The sequence below is a fragment of the Burkholderiaceae bacterium genome, from assembly GCA_024235995.1.
Lineage (GTDB): Bacteria > Pseudomonadota > Gammaproteobacteria > Burkholderiales > Burkholderiaceae_C > Ottowia.
In genome coordinates this window covers 56,752-70,290 of record JACKLI010000002.1, presented here as the reverse complement: position 1 = coordinate 70,290, position 13,539 = coordinate 56,752, and the positions used below count along the sequence as shown (strand labels likewise).

Below are 13,539 nucleotides of genomic sequence, written 5' to 3'. Positions count from 1 at the left end.
GGTCAGGCCCTCCCCATTGGCTGCGAACACCTGGCACCGCCGGCAGCACAAGAATCTGAAAGAGCCCGATGGCCGCGAAGCAGGCCATGCCAGCGAACGCCGTGGCCGGACCTGCGCCGGCCACTGGCGTTGTCCCCCCTCCAAGCGATAGCGCCAGAGAGGGGGGAAGGCGCGCAGCGACTCAGGGGGGTGTCACTAAAACAGCACGCGGCAGCGGATGGTGCCCGGAACGTCCGCCAGGTGTTGCAGCGCCACGTCCGACGATTCGGCGTCCAGGTCGATCACCACGTAGCCGATGTCGGCGTTGGTCTGCAGGTGCTGGGCGGCGATGTTGATGTGGTTGTCCGAGAACACGCGGTTGATGGCCGAGAGCACCCCCGGCACGTTGCGGTGCACGTGCAGGATGCGGTGCTTGCCGGGGTGCGCGGGCAGCGCCACCTCGGGGAAGTTGACCGAGGTGATGGTGCTGCCGTTGTCGCTGTACTTGGCCAGCTTCTCGGCCACCTCCAGGCCGATGTTGGCCTGCGCCTCCAGCGTGGAGCCGCCGATGTGCGGCGTGAGGATCACGTGGTCCAGCCCGCGCAGGGGCGAGACGAACTCGTCCTTGTTGCTCTTGGGCTCGGCGGGGAACACGTCGATGGCCGCGCCCGCCAGCCGGCCGGCCTTCAGCGCCGCGGCCAGCGGCTCGATCTCGACCACCGTGCCGCGCGAGGCGTTGATGAACACCGCGCCCGGCTTGAGCGCGGCGATCTCGGCGGCGCCGATCATCCACTGCGTGGACGGCAGCTGCGGCACGTGCAGGCTGACCACGTCGGCAGCCCGCAGCAGCTCCTGCAGGCTGCGCACCTGCTGCGCGTTGCCCAGCGGCAGCTTGGTGACCACGTCGTGGAAGATCACGCGCATGCCCAGGCCCTCGGCCAGCACCGACAGCTGCGTGCCGATGTTGCCGTAGCCGACGATGCCCAGCGTCTTGCCGCGGATCTCGTGCGAATCGTCGGCGCTCTTGAGCCAGCCGCCGCGGTGCGCCGCCGCGTTGCGCGCCGGGATACCGCGCAGCAGCAGGATGGCCTCGGCCAGCACCAGCTCGGCCACCGAGCGGGTGTTGGAGTACGGCGCGTTGAACACCGCGATGCCCTGCTGGCTGGCGGCCTTCAGGTCGATCTGGTTGGTGCCGATGCAGAACGCCCCGATGGCCACCAGCCTGGGCGCGTGCGCCAGCACCTCGGCCGTCAGCTGCGTGCGCGAGCGGATGCCCACGAAGTGCGCGTCGGCCAGCTTGTGCTTCAGCTCATCGCCTTCCAGCGCCTTGGGCAGCAGCTCGATCTGCGAATAGCCGGCGCCGCGCAGCACCTCCTGGGCGTGGGGGTGTATGCCCTCCAGCAACAGAAATTTGATCTTGCTCTTGTCCAGCGAGGTCTTGGGCATGGGTTTCAGTCAGAAAAATGCAGGGAACGGGTGCGCGCCGGCGGCGGCTGCGCGACGGAAGCCGGCCATTGTGCACCGCAGCAATATCCTTGGCGGCCTCCCTGTTTTGTGGGCGCGCGGGGCGGGCGGGCCGGGCCCGAACGGGTTATCCCGCTTGCCGCCAGGCCCGCCGGTGTGCGAAAACGTCACAGTCGCGCGGCATCATGGGGCCCGCGATCCGCGCATGCACGGGCGGCAACGCCCTGATTTCAAATTTTCCAGAGGAGTTCTCATGCGATTCAAATCCCTGGCGCTGGCTGGCGCCGCCGTCCTGTCCCTCGGCCTGGCCGGGCCCGCGCACGCGCAGACCGAAATCCAGTGGTGGCACTCCATGGGCGGCGCCCTGGGCGAATGGGTGACCGACCTGGCCAACCAGTTCAACGCCAGCCAGAAGGAATACAAGGTGGTGCCCACCTTCAAGGGCAGCTATGGCGAGTCGATGACGGCGGCCATCGCGGCCTTCCGCGCCGGCAACGCGCCCGACATCCTGCAGGTGTTCGAGGTCGGCACCGCCACCATGATGTACAGCAAGGGCGCCATCAAGCCCGTGGCCGAGGTGATGAAGCTGGCCAACGTCAACTTCGACCCCAAGGCCTACGTGCCCGCCGTGGCCGGCTACTACACCGCACCCAACGGGCAGATGCTGAGCTTTCCCTTCAACAGCTCGACGGCGGTGTTCTATTACAACAAGGACGCCTTCAAGGCCGCCGGCCTGGACCCGAACAAGCCGCCCAAGACCTGGCCCGAGGTGGCGCTGGCCGCCGGCAAGCTCAAGGCCTCCGGCCACAAGTGTCCGTTCACCACCAGCTGGATCAGCTGGACGCAGCTGGAGAACTTCTCGGCCTGGCACAACGTGCTGTTCTCCTCGCTCAACAACGGCTTCGGCGGCCTGGGCACGCGGTTGCAGGTCAACAGCCCGCTGCACCTGCGCCACTTCGAGAACCTGGCAGCCATGGCCAAGAACGGCCAGTTCGTCTACAAGGGCCGCGACAACGCGGCCGACGCCACCATGGTCTCGGGCGAATGCGCCATGGGCACGTTCTCGGCCGGCCTGCTGGGCAACCTCAAGCGCAACGCCAAGTTCGAGTTCGGCGTCAGCACCCTGCCCTACTACCCCGACGTGCCCGGCGCGCCGCAGAACTCCGTGATCGGCGGCGCCAGCCTGTGGGTCATGTCGGGCAAGAAGCCTGAGGTGTACAAGGGCGTGGGCAAGTTCCTGGCCTATCTGTCGCAACCCGAAGTGGCCGCCGCCAGCCACCAGCGCACCGGCTACCTGCCGGTGACCAAGGCCGCCTACGAGCTGACCGAAAAGAGCGGCTTCTACAAGAAGAACCCAGGCGCCGAGGTGGCGGTGGAGCAGATGATCAAGAAGACCACCGACAAGTCGCGCGGCATCCGCATCGGCAACTTCCTGCAGGTGCGCACCATCGCCGACGAGGAAACCGAGAACATCTGGTCCGGCAAGAAGACGCCCAAGGAGGCGCTGGACGCCATCGTCAAGCGCGGCAACGAGCAGCTGGAGCGCTTCCAAAAGGCCAACGGCGGCTGATGCGCAGCAGGCGGGCGGCCAGCCCGGGTTTTCAAGCCAAATCCGGCCTTGGCCCCCGCCGATCATGCCCAATAAGCTATCGTTTTCATAGTTTCCGGCGCACTCCTCGGGTCCCGCTCGGTTCACGCTACCATCGCTGCCCATGGAAAAACGCGTTCGCTTCAAGTCGGCCTGGCTGCCCTGGCTGCTGGTGGCCCCGCAGATGGCGATCGTGCTGGTGTTCTTCTTCTGGCCCGCGGGGCAGACCCTGTACCAGAGCGTGCTGCAGGAAGACGCCTTCGGCGCCTCCAGCCAGTTCGTCGGCTGGGCCAACTTCGAGCAGCTGTGGAACGACCCCAGCTACCTGGCGTCGGCACGCACCACCGCCGTGTTCTCCATCCTGGTGGCGGTGTTCGGCATCTGCATCGCGCTGCTGCTGGCGGTGATGGCCAACCGCGTGGTGCGCGGCGCCCTGGTGTACCGCACCCTGCTGATCTGGCCCTACGCCGTGGCGCCCGTGGTGGCCGGCCTGCTGTGGCTGATGATGTTCGCCTCGCCCTGGGGCGTGATCTCGCACCTGCTGCAGGCGCTGGGCTACGACTGGAACCACCTGCTGAACAGCCGCGACGCGATGACGCTGATCGTGATCGCCGCGGTGTGGAAGCAGATTTCCTACAACTTCCTGTTCTTCCTGGCCGGCCTGCAGTCGGTGCCCTCCTCGGTGCTCGAGGCCGCCACCATCGACGGCGCCACGCCCTGGCGGCGCTTCTGGACCATCGTGTTCCCGCTGCTCTCGCCCACCACCTTCTTCCTGCTGGTGATGAACGTGATCTACGCCTTCTTCGACACCTTCGCCATCGTCGACGCCGCCACGCACGGCGGCCCGGGCAAGGACACCGCCATCCTGGTCTACCGCGTGTACTACGACGGCTTCAAGGCGCTGGACATGGGCGGCTCGGCCGCGCAGTCGGCGGTGCTGATGGCGGTGGTGATCCTGCTCACCGTCTTTCAGTTCCGCTTCGTCGAGAAAAAGGTCCAGTACTGATCATGATGGTTGAACGCCGCCCCGTGCTGGACTTCGTCTCCCACGCCGTGCTCATCCTGGGCGTGGCGGTGGTGGCGTTTCCGGTGTTCATCGCCATCGTCATGTCCACCCAGACGGCCGACCAGATCGCCGGCAGCAACCCGCTGTCGCTGGTGCCGGGCGGCAACATCGTCGAGAGCTACCGCCTGGCCCTGATGGGCGGCAAGACCCACAGCGGCTCCACCATTGCGGCCGGCTGGCCCATGCTGTGGGTGAGCTTCGTGGTGGCCATGGTGATCGCGCTGGGCAAGATCGCCATTTCCATCATCTCGGCCTTTGCCATCGTCTACTTCCGCTTTCCCTTCCGCGGCCTGGTGTTCTGGACCATCTTCATCACCCTGATGCTGCCGGTGGAGGTGCGCATCGGCCCGACCTACCAGGTGGTGGCCGACCTGCGCCTGATCAACACCTACGCTGGCCTGACGGTGCCGCTGATCGCCTCGGCCACCGCCACCTTCCTGTTCCGCCAATTTTTCCTGACGGTGCCCGACGAGCTGGCCGAGGCCGCGCGCATCGACGGCGCCGGGCCGATGCGCTTTTTCAAGGATATCCTGCTGCCGCTGTCCAAGACCAGCATGGCCGCCCTGTTCGTGATCCAGTTCATCTACGGCTGGAACCAGTACCTGTGGCCCCTGATCGCGACCACCAGCGAGGACATGTACCCCATCGTGCTGGGCATCAAGCGGGCCATCTTCGGCGAGATCTACGTCGAGTGGAACGTGGTGATGGCCACCGCCATCCTGGCCATGCTGCCACCGGCGGTGGTGGTGATCCTGATGCAGAAGTGGTTCGTCAAGGGCCTGGTGGATACCGAGAAATAAACCGTCAAGACATGGCCGCCATCCAATTCAACAACGTCATCAAGCGCTACGGCAGCGGCCCCAAGGCCAACCAGGTCATCCACGGCGTGACCGCCCACGTCGACGACGGCGAGTTCGTCGTCATCGTCGGCCCCTCGGGCTGCGGCAAGTCCACCCTGCTGCGCATGGTGGCGGGGCTGGAGGAGATCACCGAAGGCGAGATCTCGATCGGCGAGCGCGTGGTCAACGACCTGGAGCCGTCCGAGCGCGACATCGCCATGGTGTTCCAGAACTACGCGCTGTACCCGCACATGAGCGTGTTCGACAACATGGCCTATGGGCTGAAGATCAAGAAGGTGCCCGCCAGCGACATCCGTGCCCGGGTGGACAAGGCCGCCGGCATCCTGGAGCTGGGCGGCCTGCTGCAACGCAAGCCGCGCGAACTGTCGGGCGGCCAGCGCCAGCGCGTGGCCATGGGGCGCGCCATCGTGCGCCAGCCGCAGGTTTTCCTGTTCGACGAGCCGCTGTCCAACCTGGACGCCAAGCTGCGCGCGCAGACCCGGCTGGAGATCGAGAAGCTGCACCGCGAGCTGGGCATCACGTCCCTCTTCGTCACCCACGACCAGGTCGAGGCCATGACCCTGGCCCAGCGCATGATCGTGATGAACGCCGGCCGCATGGAGCAGTTCGGCACGCCCGACGAGGTCTACCACCGCCCGGCCAGCACCTTCGTGGCCGGCTTCATCGGCGCGCCGCCCATGAACCTGCTGACCGGCATCGAAGGCGTGCGCGAAGGCGTGCTGCTGGGCATCCGCCCCGAGCACCTGCGCGTGGCCGACTCCGGCGGCTGGCAATTGCACGTGCAGACCGTGGAGATGCTGGGCGCCGAGCGCCTGATCTACGGCCACCTGAACGGCCCGCAAGGCCCCTGGACCATTTTGCGCATGAACGAAACCGAGGCGCCGCCGGCGCCCGGCCAGCAGTTGCACGTGCTGCCGCTGGAAGACCGCATCCACGGCTTCGATGCCGCCACGGGCCTGCGCATCGAAGCCTGAGGGGAGGTTCAGCGTTCAGCGTTTGGCGTTGAGCGTTCCCGCCCACGCTCAACGCCAAACGCTGAACGCCCAACCTCCCATGACCCCCTGGCCCTACCCCTTCTGGATCGCCCACCGCGGCGCCGGCAAGCTGGCGCCCGAGAACACGCTGGCCGCCTTTCGCCACGGCGCGGCGCAGGGCTACCGCATGTTCGAGTGCGACGCCAAGCTGTCGGCCGACGGCGTGCTGTTTCTGCTGCACGACGACACGCTGGAGCGCACGACCAACGGCCAGGGCATCGCCGGCAAGCAGCCCTGGGGCGCGCTGGCCCAGCTGGACGCCGGCAGCTGGCATTCGCGCGCCTACGCCGGCGAGCCGCTGCCCACGCTGGAGCGCATCGCCCGCTTTTGCCTGCGCAACCGGTACCACCTGGACATCGAGATCAAGCCCACCCCGGGCCTGGAAGAGTCCACCGGCCAGGCCGTCGCCACCCTGGCCGCGCGCCTGTGGCAGGGCGCCGCCGTGCCGCCGCTGCTGACCTCCTTCAAGCCCGCATCGCTGGCCGGCGCCCGGCAGGCCGCGCCGCAACTGCCGCGCGGCCTGCTGCTGGACACGCTGTGGGACGGCTGGCTGGACACCGCCCGGCAGCTGGGCTGCGTGGCCATCGTCTGCAACCACGCGCTGTGGGACGCGGGCACCGTCGCCCAGGTCAAGGCCGCCGGCATGCGGGCCTTGAGCTACACCGTCAACGACGAATGGGCCGCCCAGCGCCTCATCGATCTGGGCACCGACGGCGTGGTGACCGACCGGGTGGACCTGTTCAGCCCGGCGGCGTCGCCCTGACCCGGGACAAGCTCAGCGCCGGCGCGTCAGCCAGGCCTGGCAGGCGGCACTGGCCAGCACCAGCGCGGCGTAGGTGGCCATGCGCCCGTCGTGCCCGCTCAAGACCAAGCCGCCCACCAAAACCGCCAGGCAAACCATGAAATTGATAGCTGCTTGGGCAGGCCAGGCAAGCGCCTTGGCCTTTTTGGGCCCCAAAAAACGGCTGGCCAGCACCATGGCCGGGGCCAACACCAGCGCCGGGGCGACAAAGCCGGCCACATGCCACGTGAAATCGAGCCAATCCATGGTTTTGATATGAGTCAAGCCCTGGCGAGGCTGCCGCACCTGAACCCGCATCAAATTTTATAATCGACCGCATGGCCGTCTGGGCATTGGGACTCAACCACAACACCGCGCCGCTCGATCTGCGCGGTCGTTTTGCGTTTGCACTCGACGCCATCGCGCCCGCACTCAAGGGCCTGCGCGAGCAGCACCTGCGCCACCCCGAGGCCGCCATCCTGTCCACCTGCAACCGCACCGAGGTGTATTGCGCGTCCGAGCAGGTGCAGACCGACCACACCCTGGGCTGGCTGGCGCAGGCCGGCCACGTGCCGGTCGACGCGCTGCGCCAGCACACCTACACCCTGCAGGGCGACGCCACCGCGCGCCACGCCTTTCGCGTCGCCAGCGGGCTGGACAGCATGGTGCTGGGCGAGCCGCAAATCCTGGGCCAACTGAAGGACGCCGTGCGCGCCGCCGAGGACGCCGGCGCCCTGGGCAGCACCCTCAGCCAGCTGTTTCAGCGCAGCTTTGCCGTCGCCAAGCAGGTGCGCAGCTCGACCGAGATCGGCGCCCACTCCATCAGCATGGCCGCCGCCGCCGTGCGCCTGGCGGGCAACCTGTTCGAGGACCTGGGCCGCACGCGCGTGCTGTTCGTCGGCGCCGGCGAAATGATCGAGCTGGCCGCCACCCACTTTGCCGCGCGCCAGCCGCTGTCCATCGCCATCGCCAACCGCACGCTCGAGCGCGGCGAAAAGCTGGCCAGCCGCTTTGGCGCCCAGGTCATGCGCCTGGCCGAGCTGCCCGAGCGCCTGCACGAGTTCGACATCGTCGTCAGCTGCACCGCCAGCCAACTGCCCATCCTCGGCCTGGGCGCCGTCGAGCGCACCCTCAAACGGCGCCGCCACCGCCCCATGTTCATGGTCGACCTGGCCGTGCCGCGCGACATCGAGCCCGAGATCAAGCAGCTGCCCGACGTCTACCTGTACACCGTCGACGACCTGGCCCAGGTGGTGCAAACCGGCCAGGCCAGCCGCCAGGCCGCCGTGGCGCAAGCCGAGGTCATCATCGACGCCGGCGTGCAAAGCTTCATGCACTGGCTGGACCAGCGCGACCCCGCCCGCGGCACGGTGCCCCTCATCCGCCAGCTCAACGCCCAGGCCGACCAATGGCGCGCGCTGGAACTGGCCCGCGCCCGCAAGCGCCTGGCCAAGGGCGAGGACGTCGAGGCCGTGCTGGAAGCCCTGTCGCGCGGGCTGACGCAAAAGATGCTGCACGGCGCCATGGCCGAGCTGCACGCCGCCGCGCCCGAGGCGCGCGACGACACGGCGCAGGCCATCGAGCGGTTGTTCTTGCGGGGTGACCGCTTGCCCAACCAGGGCAAGAACTAACAGGCGTCGGCGCCCTGGCCGCAAATACGGGTGCGGCCGATCTTGTCGAACACCACGCACCGATCTCGGCTGGTTACCGTGGACTTCAGCGGGATACCGCCATTGCCATACACACCGCCAACGTAGAGAAACCCGTCCGCGCCGTAGGCGAACTTCGTCTTGTTGGTGCAATTGCTGGAGGGGCTGGCGTTGATCCCCACCGAATCAGGCAGCGGCGTACCGGTGGCGATCAGTTCGTCGTCTGCGGCAACGTAACTGAAGTCTCCATTCTTGTCGATGTAGATGCGCCAGCCGCTGAGCCAATCCGAACCCGATGCGGGCTCCAGCACCACCCTGGCGTTGCGGCTGATGGCTGCACTGCGTGCGGTCATGCTCGCACCGATCAAGTCCGACGTGGCCCCCGCCAAGGCCTGGTTGGCCGCAAACTCACGCAGGGACGGCGCGGCCAGCGTGGCCAGGATGGCCACCATGGCCACCACGACCATCAGCTCGATCAGGGTGAACCCCTTTGAGCGCCGGCTCGAGCCGCGCGAAGAAAGTCGGTCTACCAGCATGCTTTCTCCGTCGTGGTGCGCGTACCGCCGATGGAGCAGCCACGCGCGCCGTTGCTGTCCACGTAGAGGTACTCAATACCCTTCGGGTCGCTGTACTTGGGTGTCGAGCGCGCCTCGATGCATTGAGCCACGGTCTGGCCCGTGTCGCAGATGACCGCCGAGATCGTGCATGCGCTGCTGGCCGCGTTGTCACCCGAGAAGTTCTTGACCTTGGCCGCCGCCGGCGGCGCGCTGGCCGCGATGTAGGTGTTGTACTGGCCGAAGTAGCGCTCTTCCTGCTGCATGGTCTGCAAGGCGCCCGAGCGACACTCCGAGCGCTTGCCCTTGGCAATCTGTTCGAGATAGGAGGGATAGGCGATGGCCGCCAAAATGGCCACGATCGCCACCGTGATCATCACCTCGATCAGCGTGAACCCGCGTGCTTGCTTGGTGTGCATCACAAAGTCCGATCAAAAGTTCTTGATCTCGCGCCAGCCCACCCGGCCCGCGGGGATCTTGGTTGCCACCATCGGGCCTTGCGCCACCGTCGGATCGTTGGCCCCACTTCCACCCACCGCGCTGACCGGCCTGGAATAGATCGTCAGGTCGCGCCGCCCGGTCGGCAGTCGGGTCGTGTAGGTATAGGCGTCGGTTGCCGAAAGGTCGAGCGCCACGATGCGTGGCCGGCTGAGCGGTCGCGACCGAAAGTCGCGCGTGCTGCGGCTGGTGCCATACAGGTTGTCAAACGTCATGATCGCGCCCGTGCCATTGGCCGAGCAGTCGGCTGGCGGCACGAAGGAATTGACCGCGGTGTAGCCGAAGCGCGTATCGGGCTCCACCACCACCCGTTCACCGGCAACGGGCAAATCCAGGTACCAGCCGCGGTACTTCGGCGCGGCCGTCGTCCCTCCGTTGCCAAAGACAAACGATGCGCTGCCATCGGTCACGCCCGTAGCCGTGAACTTGCGCTCCAGAAACTTGGAGCGACCCAGTTGGTAACTGGAGGCTCCACTGCCCAGGTCATCCCAAATGCCATAAACGCTGTTGCCTTCGGTGGTGGCTGCATCACCGGTTTCGATGTATTTGCCGGTACCAACAATCACCATGTAGCCATCGCTCAAGCCCGGTGCCACCTGCGGAATCGTGGTGATGGGCTGTGACTTGTTGTTCTTGTCCTTCAATATGGCCAGCGGCTTGGCAGATCCGCTCTTCTTGATTGCCTCGGCTGCCAAGGACGCAGTCAGGCCATTCAGGAAATCGAACTTCCAGAGATTGCCATAGGTGTCCCCGGCATAGAAGATCACGGCGTTGCCTTGGACATCGGTTGCGACACCAGGGTTGGTGAGCGCGGCCGCCTTGATGGTGCCTGCCGGCGCTGGCAATTTCATCTTGTAATAGTTGGTGTTCTCAGCCCAGGCTGCCGATGGCGATTTGTCCACACTCAGCAAAAACAGTGCCTGTGCGCCGTCGGTGCTGGCGTACCCGTCGGCCTTGTAGTTGTTGTAGCCACTGCTGACGGCCACGAACCACCGATAGGTCGGATCAGCCCCCGCGTCACCCGGGATCTTCATGCGCACCAGCTTGGGAGACCCGACGACGTTGCCCATGTCCGGATCATCCCGATCGGTGAACTCGAACAGGACATTGTCCTTGGAGAAGCTTGTCGGATCGGTCACGTTCAGCGCAAAAACACCCTGCGCACCCCCTCCCATGCCGGACACGAGAAGCGTCTTCCACTGCAGCTTCCCATCGCCATCCACCTGCTGCGCCTCGCTGACCAGCGGAATCGCGTCGACAAAGGGACGATAGGAATAGTCCGCCGCGGCCAGCAAGTGGGCCGACTCGGCCACGGCACGTGGCATGTAGGCAAACAGCTCCTTGCCGTCACTGGCCTGAAAGGCGTGCAGGAAGCCGTCGTTGGCCCCCACGTAAACCGTGGCTGTGCGCGTCTTCTGCGTGGCGGCAAACTGGGCAAAGCCGTCGCCCGTCACGTCACTGTCGACACCCTGCTTGTAAACCGGCCCGGAGTTGACGATAGCGCCGAGGATGGACGTTCTGGCGCGCAGGTAGCCGCCCGCCGTTCCCGCCTCCAGCGACCGGTCGCCACGCAGCCAGTTGATCGTGGCGTTCTGCATGTCCGAGTCGGAAATCGCCGCCGGTGCACCCGTGGGCTTGATGGCCAGGGACGCCAGCACGTCGGCGTCCAGCTTGGTTTTGTCGGCAACCGTCAGCACCTGCCCACCCTGATTAAGGGAGTCGCGCGAGTAGGTAAACAATTTGCGATCGGCCGGCTTGATCTGCGGATCGGTCACCGCGCCGGTGGCCGTCGAGCCATCGGTCAGGATCTTGCCCGCGTCCCACAGCGTCGAAGCGATGGTCAGATCGCCCGTCGACTGGCTGAACGTCATCTTGGCCTTCAGCAAGCGGCCGCTCCAGGTCTTCGAATCGAACTGGGGCACGAACATGGCGCCATCGGGCGAAGCCGTGCTGAAGTTGACCGAGCTCAATCCCATAACCGAGCTGGGCGTGATGCTGCCGCCAATCGAATTGAAGAAGCGCGACACGCCCTCCATCATCTTTTTGGCCTGGCTGGCAATCACATAGCCATCGGGTGTATTCGGCCCGCCGGCATATTCCCAGCGCGTGTTGTCCAGCGCGCCGGTCAGAATGTTGCGGAACGGTTGGCCGTCGAGTTGCTCATTCGCACCCAGTGCCCCAGTGGCCAGCGGGTCCAGACGATTCAGCTTGGAGCCGTCGGTGTTGTTGAACCACCCGTATTTGCCGGCCAGATAAAAACTGCTCTGGCGTGGCTTGATACCACGTGGATTGTCATCTTCGATGGATCCATTGCCACCTTCATCGACGTCGATCGTAAAGGTATTCACCCGAACGAGGCTTTTGCTTTTGCCCTCGGCATCGTTGTCGTTGCGGATGGCCTGCGTGTGTGCCCAGTAAGCCGCACCAGCCCAATAATAGGCAGAGTGACCGCCCGAACCCGTCCTCTTGCTGTTCAGGTTGTCATTGGACGCATTCGGATTCGGATTGCCGCTGGTCGGAACGCTGACCCCGAATGAATTGTTGTAGGTGGCATTCGCATTGGTTTCGAACTGAGATATGGTTTTCGTCCAATCAACCGCATTGAAGGTTCCACCCCCAAGCAAGGACTCAACCGCACGAGCCGGGTCTTGCGTATCCGTCGTGGTCGAACCCGCCCCGCCATGTCCAGGCAATTGCTTGTCATAGTGGGTGTTGACATCCCCAATCACCAACGTGTAATTTTTGCGTTGACAGGCATTGCCGATCGGGTCGCTCCAGGTGGTATAAACCGGAAAACCATCTTCCTTGCCTGAATAATTGCTGACTGCTGCCGGTGTCGGGCCCAGGCCCATGTAATAGCGAAGCGACTCGTAATACAATTCCCCCACCGGGTCAAGGCCTTTGTAATAACCCTTGGTTGGCCCGGTGGTTCCAAATCGATTCACGTAGTTGATGACACCACTGTAGGTAAATGACGTCGCATTTTTTGGGTTGTTGACAAAAACACCCGTCACTTGATCCCATTCTTTTTGGCTATTGGGGACCAAGACACCAGAACTGTTGGGCAGCGTCGGGCCTACATAGCCCATGGGCGCACGCAACACGCCGCCGTAACGGGTATCGGAATTGTCAGCGAGATAACCGAAGGCCGCCAAACGTGTACCATCGGATTTTTTCTGAATTTCACCAATGGGCTTGTAATTGCCGTTGGGATAACGCGTACACAAGTCGGTTCGGCTCTGCGCTTCTGTGTTGGTGCAAACCTGCACGCGTGCATACATCGGCAGGTAAACTGTCTTTTTATTGACAATTTGAGATGGGTTCAGTTCATAGTTTTTTGCAGGATTTCCACAATCCAAACCATTCCCCGTCGTCGTCCCGAACCAAATCCTGTCCAGGCAACTCCCGCCGTATACGTAGTTGCTGCCAGAAGCTGGCGTTCCATTGGGCATCACCTTGCCCAGCAACGACTTATTGATCTTGTGTACTGGAAAATAAGTCCCATCGTTGAGACCCCAGCCGTTATAAAGATACGCGCGCTCGAGCACCGTGGTGCCGGCCGTATCGAGCACCCGGTTGCCGCCCGTCAGGGCCAGGCGCAAAACGTCGATGGCGGAAGTGGCCACGTAGTTGAGCAGGTTGCCACTGTAGGCATTGGAGCAGTAACCACTGCTGTCGGTCGCCCCCGTCCGGTAAAAATATTCGCCCCCAAGCGCCGAGCCATCATTGGCATCCTTGTACAGGTAGCAACTGTTGATGTCCCAATACCCAATGTAGGGGTGATTCACCAGGTCGTGCACATATTCAGCATCGCGATAGGCGGCACCCACCGTCGGAAATTCGACCGACAGGGCCAGCGAGACGTTGGAAGGCTCCTCCTGCTTGGCGCTGGGCGTGGAGCCGAGGTCCACCGTGTTGGGCAAGGTGCTTTGCGAGGATGCGATGCGCAACCCCGCCGTCCCCGCAAGCAGGGTCAGGGTGACGAAGACCACCGAGCGCAGCCAGGTTCTGGAAATGCCCTTGCGACCGGGATTGGCTGGTTTGACTGTTTGATTCATGACGTCTC

Annotated in this window: 11 protein-coding genes; 6 read left to right on the top strand and 5 right to left on the bottom strand. The window is 64.7% G+C overall.

The window, feature by feature from the left end; translation table 11 throughout:
* Positions 1-195: 195 nt before the first annotated feature.
* Positions 196-1,425 carry a phosphoglycerate dehydrogenase gene (serA, locus tag H6927_18035; protein MCP5219984.1) on the bottom strand — a complete coding sequence of 410 codons (1,230 nt, stop codon included), beginning with the start codon at positions 1,423-1,425 and terminating at the stop codon, positions 196-198.
* A 271-nt stretch (positions 1,426-1,696) separates the two neighbouring features.
* On the opposite strand from serA, the gene ugpB reads away from it, so the two are divergent.
* The 5 genes from ugpB (at position 1,697) to ugpQ (ending at position 6,754) form a co-directional block, all read left to right on the top strand.
* Positions 1,697-3,013, top strand: a complete 1,317-nt coding sequence (ugpB, locus tag H6927_18030) for a sn-glycerol-3-phosphate ABC transporter substrate-binding protein UgpB (GenBank protein ID MCP5219983.1) — start codon at positions 1,697-1,699, stop codon at positions 3,011-3,013.
* Between the two features lie 142 nt (positions 3,014-3,155).
* The gene (ugpA, locus tag H6927_18025; GenBank protein ID MCP5219982.1) at positions 3,156-4,037 is read left to right on the top strand and encodes a sn-glycerol-3-phosphate ABC transporter permease UgpA; all 882 of its coding nucleotides are present in this window, start codon (positions 3,156-3,158) and stop codon (positions 4,035-4,037) included.
* A gap of 5 nt (positions 4,038-4,042) precedes the next feature.
* Positions 4,043-4,897, top strand: a complete 855-nt coding sequence (gene ugpE, locus H6927_18020; protein ID MCP5219981.1) for a sn-glycerol-3-phosphate ABC transporter permease UgpE — start codon at positions 4,043-4,045, stop codon at positions 4,895-4,897.
* Between the two features lie 11 nt (positions 4,898-4,908).
* Entirely contained in the window at positions 4,909-5,931 is a 1,023-nt protein-coding gene (ugpC, locus tag H6927_18015) for a sn-glycerol-3-phosphate ABC transporter ATP-binding protein UgpC (GenBank protein ID MCP5219980.1), read from the top strand.
* 79 nt (positions 5,932-6,010) lie between these two features.
* The gene (gene ugpQ / locus H6927_18010) at positions 6,011-6,754 is read left to right on the top strand and encodes a glycerophosphodiester phosphodiesterase (GenBank protein MCP5219979.1); all 744 of its coding nucleotides are present in this window, start codon (positions 6,011-6,013) and stop codon (positions 6,752-6,754) included.
* 12 nt (positions 6,755-6,766) lie between these two features.
* On the opposite strand, the gene H6927_18005 is transcribed toward ugpQ, so the two are convergent.
* On the bottom strand, positions 6,767-7,039 hold the full coding sequence (locus tag H6927_18005; protein MCP5219978.1) for a hypothetical protein: 273 nt from the start codon (positions 7,037-7,039) through the stop codon (positions 6,767-6,769).
* 71 nt (positions 7,040-7,110) lie between these two features.
* On the opposite strand from H6927_18005, the gene H6927_18000 reads away from it, so the two are divergent.
* Entirely contained in the window at positions 7,111-8,403 is a 1,293-nt protein-coding gene (locus tag H6927_18000; protein MCP5219977.1) for a glutamyl-tRNA reductase, read from the top strand.
* On the opposite strand, the gene H6927_17995 is transcribed toward H6927_18000, so the two are convergent.
* From H6927_17995 to H6927_17985, 3 genes are read right to left on the bottom strand one after another with little or no spacing between them, the layout of a single operon-like run.
* Positions 8,400-8,957 carry a GspH/FimT family pseudopilin gene (locus H6927_17995; protein ID MCP5219976.1) on the bottom strand — a complete coding sequence of 186 codons (558 nt, stop codon included), beginning with the start codon at positions 8,955-8,957 and terminating at the stop codon, positions 8,400-8,402. The genes H6927_18000 and H6927_17995 overlap by 4 nt on opposite strands.
* On the bottom strand, positions 8,948-9,394 hold the full coding sequence (locus H6927_17990) for a prepilin-type N-terminal cleavage/methylation domain-containing protein (GenBank protein MCP5219975.1): 447 nt from the start codon (positions 9,392-9,394) through the stop codon (positions 8,948-8,950). The genes H6927_17995 and H6927_17990 overlap by 10 nt, the downstream gene beginning before the upstream one ends.
* Before the next feature lie 12 nt (positions 9,395-9,406).
* The gene (locus H6927_17985; GenBank protein MCP5219974.1) at positions 9,407-13,531 is read right to left on the bottom strand and encodes a hypothetical protein; all 4,125 of its coding nucleotides are present in this window, start codon (positions 13,529-13,531) and stop codon (positions 9,407-9,409) included.
* Between the last annotated feature and the right edge of the window lie 8 nt (positions 13,532-13,539).